The 17,587-nt window shown below is 58.7% G+C and carries 10 protein-coding genes and 1 riboswitch; of the genes, 3 read left to right on the top strand and 7 right to left on the bottom strand.

The window, feature by feature from the left end; genetic code table 11:
• Window positions 1-2: 2 nt before the first annotated feature.
• Both H2O17_RS03615 and purH read right to left on the bottom strand, forming a co-directional pair.
• Window positions 3-3,428 carry a proline dehydrogenase family protein gene (locus H2O17_RS03615; RefSeq protein ID WP_182050383.1) on the bottom strand — a complete coding sequence of 1,142 codons (3,426 nt, stop codon included), beginning with the start codon at window positions 3,426-3,428 and terminating at the stop codon, window positions 3-5.
• A 132-nt stretch (window positions 3,429-3,560) separates the two neighbouring features.
• Window positions 3,561-5,180, bottom strand: a complete 1,620-nt coding sequence (gene purH / locus H2O17_RS03610; RefSeq protein WP_182050382.1) for a bifunctional phosphoribosylaminoimidazolecarboxamide formyltransferase/IMP cyclohydrolase — start codon at window positions 5,178-5,180, stop codon at window positions 3,561-3,563.
• Window positions 5,181-5,214: 34 nt separating this feature from the next.
• Window positions 5,215-5,313: riboswitch (ZMP/ZTP riboswitch) on the bottom strand.
• Between the two features lie 100 nt (window positions 5,314-5,413).
• Between purH and H2O17_RS03605 the strand changes: the two genes are divergently transcribed.
• Entirely contained in the window at window positions 5,414-8,110 is a 2,697-nt protein-coding gene (locus tag H2O17_RS03605) for a cation-translocating P-type ATPase (RefSeq protein ID WP_182050381.1), read from the top strand.
• 33 nt (window positions 8,111-8,143) lie between these two features.
• On the opposite strand, the gene purN is transcribed toward H2O17_RS03605, so the two are convergent.
• Both purN and H2O17_RS03595 read right to left on the bottom strand, forming a co-directional pair.
• The gene (gene purN / locus H2O17_RS03600; protein ID WP_281363061.1) at window positions 8,144-8,800 is read right to left on the bottom strand and encodes a phosphoribosylglycinamide formyltransferase; all 657 of its coding nucleotides are present in this window, start codon (window positions 8,798-8,800) and stop codon (window positions 8,144-8,146) included.
• A gap of 72 nt (window positions 8,801-8,872) precedes the next feature.
• Window positions 8,873-10,348, bottom strand: coding sequence for a cell division protein PerM (locus H2O17_RS03595; RefSeq protein WP_182050380.1), 1,476 nt, complete (start codon window positions 10,346-10,348; stop codon window positions 8,873-8,875).
• Window positions 10,349-10,604: 256 nt separating this feature from the next.
• Between H2O17_RS03595 and H2O17_RS03590 the strand changes: the two genes are divergently transcribed.
• A complete protein-coding gene (locus H2O17_RS03590) occupies window positions 10,605-11,387 on the top strand; it encodes a glucosamine-6-phosphate deaminase (protein WP_182050379.1) in 783 nt (260 codons plus the stop codon).
• 6 nt (window positions 11,388-11,393) lie between these two features.
• Window positions 11,394-12,656, top strand: a complete 1,263-nt coding sequence (locus H2O17_RS03585) for an N-acetylglucosamine-6-phosphate deacetylase (RefSeq protein ID WP_182050378.1) — start codon at window positions 11,394-11,396, stop codon at window positions 12,654-12,656.
• A gap of 55 nt (window positions 12,657-12,711) precedes the next feature.
• Here H2O17_RS03585 and sucD read toward each other — a convergent pair whose 3' ends face one another.
• The 3 genes from sucD to pcrA all read right to left on the bottom strand — a co-directional run bounded on the left by sucD (window position 12,712) and on the right by pcrA (window position 17,516).
• Window positions 12,712-13,629, bottom strand: coding sequence for a succinate--CoA ligase subunit alpha (gene sucD, locus H2O17_RS03580; RefSeq protein WP_182050377.1), 918 nt, complete (start codon window positions 13,627-13,629; stop codon window positions 12,712-12,714).
• Between the two features lie 21 nt (window positions 13,630-13,650).
• Complete coding sequence (gene sucC / locus H2O17_RS03575) at window positions 13,651-14,808, bottom strand: ADP-forming succinate--CoA ligase subunit beta (protein ID WP_182050376.1); 1,158 nt, start codon at window positions 14,806-14,808, stop codon at window positions 13,651-13,653.
• Between the two features lie 119 nt (window positions 14,809-14,927).
• Window positions 14,928-17,516 (bottom strand): DNA helicase PcrA, encoded by a 2,589-nt coding sequence (pcrA, locus tag H2O17_RS03570; protein ID WP_182050375.1) that lies wholly within the window; start codon window positions 17,514-17,516, stop codon window positions 14,928-14,930.
• Window positions 17,517-17,587 lie beyond the last annotated feature (71 nt).

The raw sequence follows: 17,587 nt of genomic DNA, 5'->3' as shown, positions 1-17,587 counted from the left end.
ACCTATAGCACTCCATCCAGCAGCTTGGTGGGATTGCCAAACCTGTGGTTGGTAGCTGAAACAGCCTGCTCTTGGAGGAAAGGCAGCAGTTCGATGCGCCCGTTAGCCGTCAATGGTTCGTCATAGAAGGCCACATCCACACTCCCCTTCACCGCCTGGGGAAGACTGACAGTGCACGTTCCAAGTACTCTGACCCGAATACCATCTGGGTTATCCGCCTGCAAGGCGAGATCCTGAGCGAACTCCTCATCTGTCTCCTTGTGCACATGCATTCCGAACTCTGCGAAGAACTCAATCATCTGCTTGGATACCGAAATGGCCGTGGAGATGCGTGGCCTCGCACCAACGGAAATCGCTCCGGCGCCCACAGCAAGGAGCTCGCCAATGGGGCGATCCTTCTCCAACCGGAGGATCGTATTGGTTGCGGGAACGTAGCGCAAAACGTTCTTTTCAGTGACCAAACCCGTCGGGTCATGCTTAGCCAAGTACTCGGATCGGATTGCCGAGTCCATTCCCGCAATAATGCGGAGGAATCGATCCTGATTGACCACGCTCATCGTGTTCGCAACTCCACGGGCCTTGCGCAGGGTCTCAGTTGCGATGTGCACTTTTCGTGGGAAGGCCTCTCCGAAGTCCTCTTCTACATGGCCCAATCCAAGCAGGTAGTTCGGACCGCCCGCTTTTGTGCCTGTGCCAACACTCGAACGCTTCCACCCACCGAACGGCTGGCGCCGCACGATCGCGCCCGTGATCGTGCGGTTGATGTACACGTTTCCTGCCTGCACATTGTCAAGCCAGCACCGAATCTCATCCGGGTTGAGCGAGTGGATTCCTGCCGTCAGTCCAAACTCCACCTCGTTCTGCCATGCCATTGCTTGGGCCAGCGTGTCAGCCCGCATCACGCCAAGGATTGGACCGAAGTACTCCGTCAGGTGGTACTCGCTCATGGGCCGCACACCGCTACGAACGCCCGGCGTCCACAGCTTAGCGCCCACTTGCTGCGGCTTGAGCACCCAGTGTTCGCCTTCGCCGAGCACGGTCAGACCACGCAACAGTTTGCCGTGTGGCTCCTCGATCATCGGCCCCATTTGAGTTGCCAGATCCTCAGGGACGCCCACGTGCAAGGATTTGACTGCATCCACCAGTTGACGTTGGAAGCGCTCAGAGAACCCCACAGATCCCACGAGGATCACCAGTGAGGCTGCGGAACACTTCTGGCCCGCGTGCCCGAAAGCGGAGGTGACGACGTCACGAACTGCCAAGTCAATATCCGCATCCGGCGTGACGATAATCGAATTCTTGCCTGAAGTCTCCGCGAACAAGCGCAGATCCGGCCGCCACGAACGGAACATCTTGGCGGTTTCTATCGATCCAGTCAAGATCACCTGGTCAACTTCCCGGACCAGCCGTTCGCCTAGTTCATGGGAGACAGAACGGTCCAGATCCACGAGCGCTAGGACATCCTGTGGCACGCCCGAATCCCACAGAATCTGAGCAAGTAGGGCGCCGGTGCGCCGTGTGAGATTTGCGGGCTTAAACGCCACCCCTGAACCAGCTGCAAGGGCCGCAAGAACGCCTCCGGCCGGAATGGAGATCGGGAAGTTCCACGGCGGAGTGACAAGGGTAAGCGAGACAGGCCGGAAGATTGCACCTTTCAGGTTGTCGAGTTCCTCAGCCAACGTGGCGTAATAGAGAGCGAAGTCCACTGCCTCTGAAACTTCCACGTCCGCCTGATCAATGGTCTTGCCCGCTTCGGAGCCAGCCACCTCTATCAAGTCAGCGCGGTGGTTCTCAAGCCCTTGCGCCACCTGCCGCAAGACGTGGGCACGTTCTGCCCCCGCGGTGCCGCCCCAAGCTGCAGCGGCCCCACGGACCCTGGCTAGGAGGGCGTCAACATCCGCTGCGCTGGCTATCGTTGCGGCATTGGCGATATCGGTTCCCAACGTACTGGTCGGAATCCTCTCAGCGATCTGCTCCGCCCAAACGACATTTGCCGCAAGGGAATGATCAGTATCAGGAGCATTCGCGAAGGCTTCGGGAACAACAGCCGCCTCCGTTCTGTCCTGAGAACGGCGCGGTTCGAAGGAAAGCTGCTCATCCATCGCACTCTGCGCAGCACTCCGGAACCGGTCTGCCTCAAGCGCGAACACGGCGTCGTCGTCCATCGAAAAAACGTTAGACATGAAGTTCGCTGGAGCCGAGTTCTCTTCTAGGCGCCGCACAAGGTAGGCCACCGCCGAATCGTATTCCTCCGGCCTGACAACGGGGACGTAGTAGAGCAACGGCCCCACCGTTTCAGCGACTGCGTGCGATTGCGGGGCGGCCATGCCTGCCAACATCTCAATATCGACGCCATTTCCAATGGTGAGCCCTCGCTCCTGCGCAAGCTGTACCGCGAAGGCGATCGTAAAGAGGTTCATGCCGGCTACACCGATGTTGACGGCATCGATGTTCTCTGGCTGCAGAGCTTCCTCCAGTACGCAGATGTAGTTGGCATCGGTGTGTCGCTTGCTCGGCTGAACTGTCAACTCCCAGCCGTGAAGCTCAGAGTCCACCATTTCCATGGCCAGATTCGCGCCCTTAACGATCCTCACTTTGATCGGCACGCCACCGCGAGCGCGGCGAGCCTTTGCCCACACAGTCAGGTCCCGCAGCCTGTCACGCGCATCGGGCAAGTACGCCTGAAGGACAATTCCCGCACGGTAGTTGAGCAGGTCATCGCGTTCCAAAAGCGCCTTGAACACGTCTATCGTCAGGTTGAGATCCTTGTACTCTTCCATGTCCAAGTTGATGAAGGTCCCCGTCGCGGCACCCAGTTGGAAGAGCGGCAGCATTTTTTCGACCGCGTCCTGTACAGCAGCTTGGTATCCGAAAGGTGCGTGAGGCCCAATGACAGCGGAGACTTTGAGAGAGACGTAGTCCACATCATCGCGCTCGATGAGTCTGCGGGTGGCCTCCATCCGGCGTGCCGCTTCTTCGTGCCCAAGCACGGCCTCGCCCAGAAGATTCAGGTTGAGCCGCGAGCCATCCGAACGAAGCTTCGCGATCGCGGGACCCAGGTTGTCAGGAGTGACGTCAAGTACCAAATCTCCCACGAGCGCCGCGAACACCTTCTTGGCTGCCGCCTGCGCGATCTTAGGAGCGAACGGTGCCACCGCACCGCCGGCTTTGAGTGGGGTTGCGAGGTAGGCAGGTAGAAAATCGTAGTTGCGCTTGGAAAGCGCCTTCATGTTCCGGGTTGCAACCACCGGATCTTCCGGGCGCACCACCCCGTCTACGAACGAAACCGTGAAGTCCAATCCGTCTTCAGCATGTAGCGCATCTGCCAACAGCAAGGCCGCGCGGGAATTTGGATAGGCATGCGACGCCCTCTCCCATTCGCGTGCCGTCTCAATCGCACCGTCAATGAACCGCTGTTCAACCGCCATGTCGCACCCCTTCGTTGATGGCTTGTTTGCATTCACTCTAGTGGTGCCATGTTTCATGGATGACAGAATCGCGTAACAGAATCGAAATGGCGGTTGATGGTAGGGAACCATCAACCGCCATTCGCGCCATGATCAGTGGAAGAAGTGCCTGCACCCTGTCAGGTACATGGTCACGCCTGCCGCATTGGCAGCCTCGATGACGTCGTTATCTCGGATCGATCCGCCGGGCTGGACCACAGCGCGAACGCCCGCATCAGCCAACACGTTGAAGCCGTCTGCGAAGGGGAAGAAGGCATCCGAAGCGGCCACCGCCCCGCGGGCCCGTTCCGGGGCCGCGGCGCCGGCAACAGCCGAACCGTCGGCACCGCCGGCGGAGTCGGTAGCTGACTCCACCGTCAACCCAAGTGTGTTGGCGCGTTCTACGGCCAAACGGCACGAATCGACTCGGTTGACCTGACCCATTCCAACGCCCACGGTCGCACCCGAATCCGCTAACAGGATTGCATTGGACTTCACCGCGCGAACAGTGCGCCAAGCGAAGAGCAGATCGCGGAGTGTGGCGGCATCCGCCGGTTCGCCCGAAACGAGAGTCCAGTTGGCTGGATTATCGCCGGGTGCGTCAAGCTTGTCGCGTTCCTGAACCAGCACACCACCTGTGATGGGACGCAGGTCCACATCTGCATTCTGGCCATCCACTTCGAGGATCCGAAGGTTCTTCTTGGTTTGGAGAAGTTCGAGGGCGGCGGGTTCAAACGAAGGTGCGGCGATTACCTCAGTGAAAATGGGTTTGACTTGTTGGGCCAGTTCCAGAGTGACCTCGCGATTAGCCGCAATCACGCCTCCGTAAGCCGAAACCGGGTCGCAGGCATGTGCGTTGCGGTGAGCCTGTGCAATGTCAGTACCAATGGCCACACCGCATGGGTTGGCGTGTTTGATAATCGCAACGCAGGGTTCATCGTGATCGAATGCAGCACGAATAGCCGCATCCGTATCTTGGTAGTTGTTGTAGCTCATTTCCTTGCCACCGAGCTGACGTGCGTTTGCAAGCCCACCGGACTCGCCGTCTGCGGTGTATATGCCAGCGGCCTGATGTGGGTTCTCCCCGTAGCGCAATGCGGCCTTCTGCTTCCACGCGCCCCCCACAAAGGTGGGGTGGTCATTGCCAAGAAGTGTCTGACTCATCCACGTGGCCACCGCCACATCGTATGCCGCGGTGTGAGCGAATGCCTGAGCAGCCAAAACCTTGCGTTCTTCCAACGTGAATCCGCCAGCCTGAGCGGCCGCAATGGTTGCGCCATAGGCTTGTGGATCTACCACGATGGCGACGCTTTCGTGGTTCTTGGCTGCGGCGCGCACCATGGTGGGCCCACCGATATCGATCTTCTCCACGCATTCATCACTGCTGGCGCCAGAGGCCACCGTATCTTGGAACGGGTAGAGATTCACAACCACAAGATCCACAGCCGTGACGCCAAGTTCCTTCATCTGCTGGCGGTGGGACTCCAAGCGGCGATCAGCGAGGATTCCGCCATGGATGAGTGGGTGCAGGGTCTTCACACGCCCGTCGAAGCACTCAGGGAAGCCAGTGACCGAGTCAACCGGGGTCACGGGAACACCGGCGCGTGCGATGACGGATGCTGTTGAACCAGTTGAGACGATTTCGCAACCAGCTTCATGAAGGCCACGCGCAAGTTCTTCAACACCCGTCTTGTCATAGACGGAGATAATTGCGCGGCGTAGGGGAATCCTCATTCCAACTCTCTTTCGGCGTACGTGTAAAGCGATGCCGGGACGCCCAGGCGCGCGACGTCCGGTGGAAGAGTTGACCGCTCCCCGATGGTCACCCATCTTGCGGCCATAAGCCACGCCAGTTGCGGTCTTAGCCAGTTTATCTCATGTCCAGTTTCGCTGTGGGGAGGTCCCACCTTTTGAATAAACCTCCGAGCTGGAAAGATGGCTTCAACGAAGAACGACGAAAGGCCACTATGACCACTGAGTCCCCAACTATCGTTGCACATGCGATGTCTGCCGACGACGTCGTCGTCGCACTTGACTCCCATCGGACCGGTTTGACCCACGCGGATGCCGAACAGTTTCGTGAGAAGTACGGTCCGAACGCACTCGCTTCCTCAAAACCAGTTCCCGGGTGGCGGCGTTTTCTCAGCCACTTCAACGACGTACTCATCTATATCCTGCTGGTCGCCGCACTTCTGAAGGCCATCATCGGTGATTGGGTGGAGTTCGGCATTATCGCCGCCGCCGCAATCGCGATCGCCACAGTCGGATTCATACAGGAAGGCCGGGCCAACAAGGCGCTTGAGTCCATAAAATCGATGCTCGCACTGGACACCCAGGTGCTGCGCAACGGTGAGTGGATCTCCATGCCTGTGGAGGAGCTCGTACCCGGTGATGTGGTTCGCTTACGGTCAGGCGATAGAGTGCCTGCTGATCTGCGCATCCTCTCAGAGAACAATCTGCAGGTTGATGAATCTGCGCTCACCGGCGAATCCATCTCTGCTGAGAAGGACGTGGCTGAGGTAGCCCAGGATGCTGGTATCGCGGATCGCACCTCGATGGCCTATTCCGGAACAATAGTGACGGCTGGAGCGGGCGAAGGCATTGTTGTGGCCACGGGTGCCGCCACTCAGATCGGCCATATCACCGAAATGGTGAGTGAGGTAGAGAAGGTCGAAACTCCGCTTTCTCGGCAGCTGGCGAAGCTTGGCACACAGATATCGATCGTCATCGGGTTCGTTACCGTACTCATTGTTGCGGTGGGAACGCTCGTCTACGATTTCCCACTGGGCGACATGCTCTCTGCCGCAATTGGCTTCGCCGTGGCCGCGGTCCCCGAAGGTCTACCTGCGCTGGTCACAATCACGCTGGCGCTGGGCGTGCAGCAGATGGCCAAGCGAAAGGCGATCGCCCGCAAGATGACGGCGATCGAAACCTTGGGTTCCGTTGACACGATCTGTTCGGACAAAACAGGCACGCTCACGCAGAACGAGATGACTGCCAAGGTGGTGAGCATCAATGGCGAGTCCTACAAGGTTACTGGAACCGGATACTCGCCAGTTGGCTCAATCGAACCGAGTACCTTTAGTCCCGCCATGCACGAGGCTCTCCTCACCGCAGCACTGTGTAATGATGCTGGCACCGAAAAGACGGAGAGCGGTTGGAAGGTTGTGGGCCCTCCCACCGAGGCAGCCTTGACAGTTCTTGCGGAGAAGGCTGGAGTGAGCCGCGAGGGTTACTCCCGCACAGGTCATGTGCCATTCGATTCCAGCCACAAGTTTGCCGCCACAGTGGATTCTTATCCCGACGGTTCCCGCGTCTTTCACGCGGTGGGGGCTCCAGATCGGCTTCTCGAGCGCGCCTCCTTGGAGATTCAGGCCGACGGCTCCACCACAACACTTGATCGGGCGGCGTGGGAACACAAGATTTCCGAGCTATCCTCGCAGGGATTGCGGCTCATCGGCCTTGCAAACTCCACGCGCCCGGACCTAACGGAGAAAACTCCGGAGCTCGCCGAGATCGAAGAAATCACGTTCCTTGGCGTCGTAGGAATCATGGATCCGCCACGTCCGGAGGCCCAAGAAGCCATCGCTGCCGCCCACAAAGCCGGCATCAACGTCAAGATGATCACTGGCGACCACGCGGGAACGGCTTCCGCTATAGCCAGAGAGCTAGGGATTGGTGCAGATCACGACGAACTGAAGTCCCTGACCGGTGCTGAACTCGAAGTGATGACCGACGACGAGTTGGCAGCAGTTGCGCACGAGGTAGACGTGTACGCCCGTACCAGCCCGGAACACAAGATACGCATCGTGCGTGCGCTCCAGTCTCACGGCGACGTCGTCGCAATGACCGGCGATGGCGTCAATGACGCTCCATCGATCGCACGTTCCGATGTGGGCGTGGCAATGGGCGTCAAGGGTACAGAGGCCACCAAAGAAGCGGCGGACATCGTGTTGTCAGATGACAACTTTGCGACAATCACTGCCGCGGTTGAGGAGGGGCGCCGCATTTACGCGAACATCCGAAAGTCTGTGGTGTTCATGCTCCCCACAAACGGAGCACAGTCATTGGTGATCCTTGTGGCAGTGCTGCTCGGACTCGCCCTGCCGCTCGCGCCGGTTCAGATTCTATGGATCAATCTGGTTACGGCGATCACGCTCTCCATCCCTTTGTCCATGGAACCCGCCGAACCTGGCATTATGAGCCGGCCCGCCAGAGCCAAGGGCGAGCAGATCCTACAGGGACGCACGTTCGCTCTTGTGGGTGCCGTATCGCTCCTGATCGGCGGTGTAACTCTGGCAGTGTTCGTGACGGTCCGCAATGCCACCGGCGATTACGCCTTGGCACAGACAACAGCTCTCAACACATTGGCGTTCTCGCAGCTCGCTTACCTGTTCAATTGCCGCATTCTCGAAGGATCTTCCTTCACTCGTCGCACGTTCACCGGAAACAGCTCCGTGTGGAAAGCTATCGCTGCCCTCATTGGACTTCAACTCCTGCTGACCTACGCGCCATTCATGAACCGCCTGTTCCACACAACGGGCCTTGAACCGATCAGCTGGTTGGTAGTTCTGGCCACTGCGGTCGCAGTGTTCGTTGTGGTCGAATGCCTCAAGTTGGCGATTCGTAAGGGCGCGATCTCGCGGCACACGCCAAAGGTGTGATGCGGGCGCGTCACCGCTCACTGCGGCGGCGCGTCAACCGATAGAGGGTGGGCCTCCAAGGCCCGCTCTCCGCCCGTTCGTCCACCATCCCTCGCGAGCCATGCGCCCCACACAGTCCACGAGCTGCTGACGCTCCACAACCTTGATGCGTTCGAGGAGTGAATCTGGCGTATCGGTATCTAGGACCTGGCAGGTCACCTGTGAGAGTATTGCGCCCGTATCAACTCCCGGGTCCACAACGAACAGCGTTGCGCCGGATACCTTGACACCATATGCGACGGCATCGGCCGGTCCATGAACCCCTGGAAACGAGGGAAGCAGGGCATTGTGTGTGTTGATGACTCTCTTGGGGAATGCGCCAAGAAAACCGGGGCTGAGCAGCTTGAGGAATCCCGCGAGTACTACGATGTCAGGTTTGTACTGCTCGACTTCGTCGCGTACGGCCACGTTCCATTCCTCGCGGCTAGAGAAGTCTCCGAGCTTCGTCACGAATGTGGGGATACCTGCCTCGGCAGCGATCTCGATGCCGCGAGTGCCCTCGCGATCAGCGCCCACTGCCACAATGCGGGCGCCATAGGCCGGGTCATGGGAAGCGTGAAGGATGGCAGCCATGTTGGAGCCGGTTCCGGAAACGAGCACGACGAGGCGTGCGGGAGCTGATGCTGGGCGCACGATTTGCAATTCGGTCACAAGAGGAAGACTAGCCAGATCGACGCCCAATATTCAGGTTTGTTCGTCTGCGTGGACGCGGCCGTCTCACGTCTACACGGCGTCCGACTGGTCGATTACGGGCAAGCCGCGGCTAATGCGCCACTTCTCAGCGGCAGAAAGCTCTCCATCTTCCGCGGAATTCCTCTTTGCCAGATCAGAGCGGGCCGTGGCGTTATCAGAGTGGGCCATAGGCTCATCGAAATCCGCGTCGCCGTCGGAAACACGTGAAATCGGTTCTGATGGTTCATCAATACGAGGAGCTGCCTCTCCGCCATTGTCTGTTAGCTTGGCTGTTCCCTCCGGCTTTCCGTTGGGCACGGCGGCCGGGCCACTCATAGCGAGATCCTCTGGTGCCTCAGCCGCACGTTTATCCTCAAGATCCGCTGCGCCTCCGGTTGAAGGGGATGCTGCAGCGCCGCGAAACCTTGCGCGAATGATCCCGTGAAGCTGCTGGTTTCTGAAGAGCAAGCCGAGCAAGAGCCCACCACCCGCCTCAAGTGCAACAAGAGCTCCGAAGATTGGGGGTTCAACGCCCGTCTCGATAAGCCTGCCTGGCCCGATTCCGCCTGTGGAGAGGGCACCTAGGAGTGCGAACAGAACCATGAGGACCATCGTGGCTATCGCACCGGCCCCACACGCCTCACCGAGCCGTTTCAGATGGCCCCCTGATAGAACCCCAACGGCTAAACCACATGCCACGATGATGACGATGAGCCACGGCATGTGCACAGTTGGCCCCGGCAACGCACCTAAAACGGGCAAGGCAGGCAGCGGTTGCGTCATGACCCCAAGCGATGAGAAGTGGGTACCTGAACCAACCGTGAATCCAGCTCCTGAGGCAAACGCCAAGGTCCACACAAGGAGGGTAGGTAGATACAACGCCTGCGCAACAGTAAACACTCCGCTCTGGAGCGCATTAAGTAGGTAGTAGCTGTGGATGTCTAGAACCTGATCCCAGCCCGTCACCATGGCAACAATGAAAAGCACAAAGGTGGCACTTATCAACACCATCAGCAGCGGCTTTGCCAAGGCCCACGACCGTGCCATCCACCCCCACCACGCTGCTCGCGGCGGATCCCAGCTCCACCATTCGATGAGCGAAACACCTGCTGCGATGATGCCTGCTCCCAAGATACCGTGCAGTGTGAAGGTGCCAGGCAGCGCCGAAAGGCTGATAATGGCCGTGAGCGCAGCCGCTGCACATGCGGCCCCGACCACCTCATTCCATCCACCGATAGAGTCGCGCCGGATGAAGTAGCGGAAGGCTAGTGCAATGCCAAGCGTCAGGAGCAAAGGCATAAGGGATATGTGAGCTCCGGAGACGATAAGTGGAGAACCCAAGCTCAGCATCCACAAGGATGTTGCCATATGGCCAGCATCCTGCCAGCTCACACCTGTGAGTACAGGGGAAGAGATGTTGATTGTGAAGGCAAAAATCACCACAACCGCAGTTGCGAGCCACGTCAAAATCACCGCTTGGGAGGCGGCGAGTGCGGCGTGGACTGCGTGACGGCTGTTCTCATTCATCGGTTCCCATCGTTCCTTCTTCCGCTTCGGAGGTCTGCAGCATCGGGCGGCGTGTCGCTCACCGATTGCCGCACATGAGAGCGCCAGCTTTGCCAGAAGGTACAACCCGCGCCACCTATACTGGGTATCAACCATGACAAGCGGTGCTGGACTCGTGTATATGGCAGGTCTTCTGCTATCCACGGACTTCCAATGCACTGCGCTAGCGTCTGGCCGTTCAACAACCAAGGGCAAGCTTCACAAAAAGGAGACACCTATGCACCTGGGAATATTCGACAACTCTGATCAGGCGTCGAGCGCCGCTGCACACGTTGTCATCAATCTGTTCGCTCAGAAGCCCAACGCCACACTTGGCGTGGCAACTGGTTCAACACCGAGTGGTCTGTATCGTGAGCTCCGCGCTGCGCATGCTGCTGGCGATTTTTCGCTGAAGAAGTCGCAGGTTTTTGCGCTCGACGAATACGTCGGTATCGCAGAGGATCACCCTGAGCGCTACCGCAACGTTCTGCGCCGCGAACTTGTTGGTAAGGAAAACGTGGGGCTCACCGAGGAAGGGCTGCATACCCCAGACGCTTCGGCGGAAGACCCGAACGTGGCAGCGCTGCATTATGATCGCGAGATCGGCGCGGTGGGCGGTATTGACCTTCAGATACTCGGGATCGGCACTGACGGCCATATTGGGTTCAACGAACCCGGTGGATCACTCGTCTCCCGTACACACGCCGAACCGCTAGCCAGCCAAACTATTACGGATAACGCTCGCTTCTTCGATGGAGATGTTTCCAAGGTCCCCACTACGTGCATAACGCAGGGCCTCGGCACCATCATGGAAGCCCGCCAAATCGTTTTGCTGGCTTTCGGCGCAAACAAGGCCAATGCCTTGGCCCAGCTTATTGAAGGCCCCATCAGCGCTAAGTGGCCTGCCACTATTCTTCAGATGCACCCAGACGTCGTGGTTATCGCTGACAAGGCGGCTGCTTCCACGTTGGAGTACACCGATCTCTACGTCGAGCGCTGGCAGCTTGCCTTTGGGGACTGAACCCCAATGACGCACTACATTGGCGAAGTCCTCGACGGCTTCGGCCGCCATATCGGCGGTGGGCTGGTCCTTGACAATGATGGCTTGATTACGCAGATCCTGCCTGCCGGTATTGGCACGTCTGACAATTTGGCGGACGACGACGGCGTGATCGGAACGCACATCGTTCCCGGTTTGGTTGATGTCCACTGCCATGGAGGCGGCGGGGCTTCCTTCCCAGATGATCTTGATGCCGATTCGATTGCTTCGGCAATCGCAGCTCATCGGAGCGCAGGCACCACAGCTCTTGTGGCGTCCCTTGTCTCCTTGACCGACCCTATCCCCGCCATCAGGGCGTTGGTCCCGTTCTGCGCCTCTGGTGAGCTCGCGGGTATTCATATGGAGGGCCCATACATTTCCCCCCACAAGGCTGGAGCCCAGAACCCAGCGGCCATTCGCGATGCCGATGTGGCCGAACTGGAGTCGTGGTTGAAGGCCGGTGAGGGGTGGATTCGCACCATGACGATTGCTCCAGAGACAGGGAATGCGGAGGAGGCTGCCCGCCTTCTTCTTCGCTACGGAGCAAAGCCATCATGGGGGCACACCTCAACAGACGGTGCCACCACTGCGAAGCTCCTGCATGAAACCAGCGAATACGCCCGCGAGATCGGTCTGGTGGGAGTTCCCCAAACCGCCACACACCTGTTTAATGCCATGCCTGCGATCAACCATCGCGAGCCCGGCCCCATCCGCGAACTCATTCAGGCAGCTCGCCGCGGTGAGGTAGCGGTTGAGCTCATCGGTGATGGCGTACACATCAAGCCGATCCTTGTTGAGGATGTCGCGCAGTACATCACGGATGTGGAGCCTCGTGGAGAGGATATGGAGGGTCTGGACCTCGTCGCCCATACCCGGCCAGATTTAGCGGTTCTGTTCGTGACTGATGCGATCGCCGCGGCAGGAATGCCGGAAGGTAGCTATCAGCTGGGTGGTTTGGCGGTAGACGTCTCGGACGGCACTGCACGCTTGGCTGGCCAGGAGACCATCGCCGGAGGATGCTCCCGCTTGTCGGAGCAGCTCACTGCGTTGGCGAATCGCGGCGCGCTGAGCTTGGCGAGCCTCGTGCGAGGCATGGTTGCCGGCCCCGCTCTGGCAGCTTCACTGACAACTGCACCACGGGTAGCCTCGGGAGTCACACTTCAATTTGAGGTTGGCACGCCGCCCAACTTCATCGTCTTGGACGCCCAGTATCAACCGTTAACTGTGATTCGCGAAGGCCGCAGGATCTAAGGAAAGTGCAGGTGGGGTCTGGCATCCTGCCAGACCCCACCTGCACCACCGGCACCTACTTCAAGAGTTCGCGCGCGAGCTGCGCAGTTTGGCTTGGCGTCTTGCCCACCTGAACGCCAACAGCCTCCAAAGCGGCCTTCTTTGCTGCTGCTGTTCCAGCTGAGCCGGAGACGATTGCTCCAGCATGCCCCATTGTCTTGCCTTCTGGAGCGGTGAAGCCTGCAACGTAACCCACCACCGGTTTGGTCATGTGTTCTTTGATGTAGGCTGCCGCGCGTTCCTCGGCGTCGCCGCCGATCTCGCCGATCATGACCACGAGGTCTGTATCCGGATCAGCTTCGAATGCTTCCAGAGCATCAATGTGGGTGGTGCCGATCACTGGATCGCCACCGATTCCAATGCACGTGGAGAAACCAATATCCGAGAGTTCGTACATCATCTGATAGGTGAGAGTTCCCGACTTGGAGACCAATCCGATTCGGCCCGGACCAGTGATATCCGGAGGGGTGATACCCACATTGGATTGACCAGGCGTAATGATCCCAGGGCAGTTCGGGCCAATGAGCCGAACACCCTTCTGCTGGGCGTAGGTGAAGAACTCCGCCGTGTCTGCCACTGGTACGCCTTCGGTAATCACGACAATTAGCTCCAGCCCCGCATCCACGGCTTCAATCACCGCGCTCTTGGTGAAGGCCGGCGGAACAAACACCACTGAGACAGTCGCACCCGTCGCCGCCTTTGCCTCGGTCACGGTCCCATACACAGGAACAGTAACCATGCCAGCCTCGCGTTGATCAGCGTTCCACCCAATGGGTGTTACGTCGAAATCAACGGCTGTGCCGGCTTTGCGGGGATTGACCCCCGCCACTATCTGAGTTCCCGCACCAAGCATCCTTCGGGTGTGCTTCGATCCTTCGGAACCGGTCATGCCTTGAACGATCACCTTGGACTGCGCATTGAGGAAAATCGACATATTCTTCTGTTCTCCTGATTCTCACGCTGCGAGCTGGGCAGCCCGGGCAGCAGCGCCGTCCATGGTGTCTTCGGTTATCACGAGGGGGTGGTTGGCTTCGGCAAGAATCCGCCTGCCCTCCACCACGTTGTTTCCGTCCAATCGCACCACAATAGGCTTAGTGGCTGCATCACCCAGAATGCCCAGTGCGGCGACGATGCCGCGCGCCACTTCATCACACGCTGTGATTCCGCCAAACACATTGACGAACACCGATCGGACTTCCGGATCTCCCAGGATCACACTTAGACCATTGGACATAACGTTCGCCGAAGCACCCCCGCCGATGTCCAAGAAGTTTGCTGGCCCAACGCCGTATTCTTCTCCTGCATACGCGACGACGTCGAGCGTGGACATGACGAGCCCCGCACCGTTGCCAATAATCCCAACTTGGCCGTGGAGCTTGACGTAATTCAAGCCCAGTGCCTTGGCCTTAGCTTCGAGCGGATCCTCGGCTGCTTTATCTACTAGCTCTTCATGGTCGAGATGACGGAAGGCTGCGTTGTCATCGAGGGTGACCTTGCCATCCAAGGCGATGATCTCACCCTGATCGGTGGAGATCAGAGGGTTGACTTCGACAAGCGTGGCGTCCTCACCTTGGTACACATCCCACAGGCGTTCGAGAACTGGAACAACCTTTTCGCCAACCTCGGTCTCAAATCCCGCTGCCGCGACTATCTCGCGAGCCTTGGCGGAATCCAGCCCAACGATAGGATCCACAGGGATACGGGCCAAGGCTTCAGGGCGTTCCTTGGCGAGCTGTTCGATCTCCATGCCGCCTTCAACGGAGCACATGGCGAGGTAACGCCGTTCAGAGCGATCCAATAGCACCGAGAAGTAGTATTCGTGTGCAATCTGAGCACCAGATGCTATGAGCACTCGGTGAACTGTGTGCCCCTTGATGTCCATGCCGAGAATCTGGCTGGCCAGTTCCCTAGCTTCTTGGGGAGAGTGAGCGAGCTTCACGCCACCCGCTTTGCCACGCCCACCGGTTTTAACTTGCGCCTTGACAACCACAAGGCCGCCAAGCTTTTCTGCCGCAGCCTCTGCTTCATCGGGAGTCGAAGCAACAAGTGCGGGTAGTACTGGAACGCCGTGCTTCGCAAACAAGTCGCGGGCCTGGTACTCGTAGAGATCCAATCGAGGTGTCCTTTCCTCAGCCGATATCTCGACGCCGAGACAGCATGAGTGTACCTGAGCCGTTCGTCCCAGACGTGGGTAACCAAACATTTGGACGCCATGTACCTAGCGCCGTGGCTTCAGATCTTTTCAAGCGGCGCGAATCGAAGCATGAGCCGCTTGGTAGCGCCTGATCGGAACGCCACCTTCGCAACGGTTGACTTGCCCTTGCCTTCAAAAGCCACGATCTTTCCGGTGCCGAAGCTCTTATGACGCACGGCATCCCCCACCGAAAGCCCCATCGTTGCCGCTGTGGCGGTACTCGGGGCGGGATCACTTGCAACCGGCTCACACTGATCTGCTTGTTTCTCTGGAGATCCGAGCTTCCCGGGAACAAATCCCTTTCCCGAACCAAAGACGGTGCCGCCGTCGTCGTCAAATGAACCAAACCGCGGCGAATCGTACTGGGAACTGCGGCGTGACCCTGATCCACCTCGCGATTCACCCCGGCCTGAGCCGCCAGCGGTTCGCCCTCCGCCAGAACCCCAGCTTCCCGACCATCCTGAACCGCGCAGAACATCCTGACTCGATTCGGAACGGCGCCAATCAATGAGCTCTGCCGGAATCTCCTCGAGGAATCTGGAGGGCGGAAACTCCTGCGGTGCGCCCCATGACGATCGGGTAGCGGCACGCGAAAGGTAAAGCCGTTGGCGGGCACGTGTTACGGCCACATACGCCAAACGGCGTTCCTCAGCTAGTTCCTTTGGGTCTGCGAGCGAGCGCATGTGCGGGAATGTTCCATCTTCCATCCCGGTAATGAACACGACCGGGAACTCCAAACCCTTGGCCGTGTGAATGGTCATCAGGGTGACTTCGCCTTCGCCTTCATCGCCGTCTGGGAGCTTGTCTGAATCGGATACCAGCGAGACCTGATCGAGCCATTCCTCCAGCGTGCCGTCCGGATTGAGCGTACGGAAGTCCGAAGCAACCGAATGCAACTCAGCCAGATTCTCTAGACGCGACTCATCCTGTGGATCCTCGCTCACACGCAGCATTTCGAGGTAACCAGAAGCATCCATGACATCGTCCAAGATATCTGCTGGAGCGCCACCTTCGGCCACCTGCTGACGGGACTTCTCAAGCATTGCCACAAAGCCGCTCATGGCGTTTGCGGCACGCGCAGTGAGCCCCAGAACTTCTCCGCGAGGTCCGGGATGTGCAACATCCGCAAGCGCTTCGCCAAAGGAGATGCCGTGACGTGAGGAATGCAGAGCCACGGCTTGCTCAGCTTTCTCCCCCAACCCGCGCTTGGGCATGTTGAGAATACGGCGAATCGAAACCGTATCGTCTGGATTGACGATAGCGTGCAGGTAGGCCAGCGCATCCTTGATTTCACGACGCTCGTAGAAGCGGGTTCCGCCAATCACTCGGTAAGGAATCCCAGACCGAACAAACATATCTTCCACTGCACGCGATTGTGCATTCGTGCGGTAGAAGACGGCGACGTCGCCATACTTGTACCCCGCGCCGTCACGCAAGCGGTCGATTTCTTCAACCACAAAACTGGCCTCGTCCGCTTCCGAATCGGCCACATACCCGGTGAGTTTCTCGCCGCTGCCCTGATCAGTCCACAGGTTCTTTGCCCGCCGACCTTGGTTGTGAGAGATGACGGCATTTGCAGCGGTCAGAATCGATTGTGTGGAGCGGTAGTTCTGCTCCAAGAGGATCGATGTTGCGTCCGGGAAGTCCTTTTCGAAGTCTTCAATGTTGCGGATGGTGGCTCCGCGGAAGGCATAAATGGACTGATCTGCATCGCCCACCACCATGAGATCACTGAAAACAGTGTCTTTTCGCGTGCCCGCCAGCAAGCGAACAAGTTGGTACTGCGCGTGGTTGGTATCTTGATACTCATCCACCAAAATATGGCGAAATCGCCGGCGGTAGTGCTCGGTGAGATCTGGATTGGTTTGAAGAAGCTGAACGGTGAGCATGATGAGGTCATCGAAGTCCACGGCACTAGCTTGCTGAAGGCGGCGCTGATAATGCGCATACGCAGTGGCAAGAACCTCGGACTCCTTGTCTGAGGCAGCTTCCGCAGCTTGGGATGGAGTGACCAGATCGTTCTTCAGATCTGAGACCTTCCGGGAGAGAGTCTTTGGCGGGTAGACCCTGTGATCAATGTTCTCCTCCCGGCACACCATGTTCATGAGGCGTTGGGCATCAGTCTGATCATAGATTGTGAAGCTGGATCGTAGCCCGAGTGCCTTGTACTCAGCGCGCAGGATCCGCACGCACGCCGAATGGAATGTGGAGATCCACATCGAACGAGCAGCTCCACCGAGCATTGAGTCAAGCCGTTCACGCATCTCTTTCGCGGCCTTATTCGTAAACGTGATCGCGAGGATCTCACCTGGACGGGCAGCTCCCGAGGCGATGAGATAGGCGATGCGTGAGGTGAGCACCCTGGTCTTACCCGAACCGGCACCGGCTACAACGAGAAGTGGGCCACCCGTGTGCGTCACGGCCTTGCGTTGGGCCGGGTTGAGGCCCGCAAGAATCTCATCTGACCGGGGCGTGTTGAGGCGCGAAACCACGGCCTCACGATCAGTAGCGTTGTAGACAGTACGTTCTGGCGCGGACTCCGCGGCCACCGCCTCCTTTGCCGCAGCGATCCGTTCGCGCAGGCGTTCCATCGAGGACTGGTAGGCGTCATGTTTCTGAGAGCTCATAGCGTATCCAAGCCTACGTCACGGCGGCGACTAATCCACCGTGCGGTAGTGTGCGCCGCGCTGAATCACAC

It is taken from the genome of Changpingibacter yushuensis (assembly GCF_014041995.1).
In the GTDB taxonomy this organism is placed as follows: Bacteria; Actinomycetota; Actinomycetes; order Actinomycetales; family Actinomycetaceae; genus Changpingibacter; species Changpingibacter yushuensis.
Note: the sequence above shows the minus strand (reverse complement) of the source record. Positions and strands in the feature narration are given on the sequence as shown.

Excerpts from the sequence above, each read along its gene's own strand:
- H2O17_RS03615 (WP_182050383.1), bottom strand. The coding sequence starts at position 3,428 with ATGGCGGTTGAACAGCGGTTCATTGACGGTGCGATTGAGACGGCACGC.
- purH (WP_182050382.1), bottom strand. The coding sequence starts at position 5,180 with ATGAGGATTCCCCTACGCCGCGCAATTATCTCCGTCTATGACAAGACG.
- H2O17_RS03605 (WP_182050381.1), top strand. The coding sequence starts at position 5,414 with ATGACCACTGAGTCCCCAACTATCGTTGCACATGCGATGTCTGCCGAC.
- H2O17_RS03595 (WP_182050380.1), bottom strand. The coding sequence starts at position 10,348 with ATGAATGAGAACAGCCGTCACGCAGTCCACGCCGCACTCGCCGCCTCC.
- H2O17_RS03590 (WP_182050379.1), top strand. The coding sequence starts at position 10,605 with ATGCACCTGGGAATATTCGACAACTCTGATCAGGCGTCGAGCGCCGCT.
- H2O17_RS03585 (WP_182050378.1), top strand. The coding sequence starts at position 11,394 with ATGACGCACTACATTGGCGAAGTCCTCGACGGCTTCGGCCGCCATATC.
- sucD (WP_182050377.1), bottom strand. The coding sequence starts at position 13,629 with ATGTCGATTTTCCTCAATGCGCAGTCCAAGGTGATCGTTCAAGGCATG.
- pcrA (WP_182050375.1), bottom strand. The coding sequence starts at position 17,516 with ATGAGCTCTCAGAAACATGACGCCTACCAGTCCTCGATGGAACGCCTG.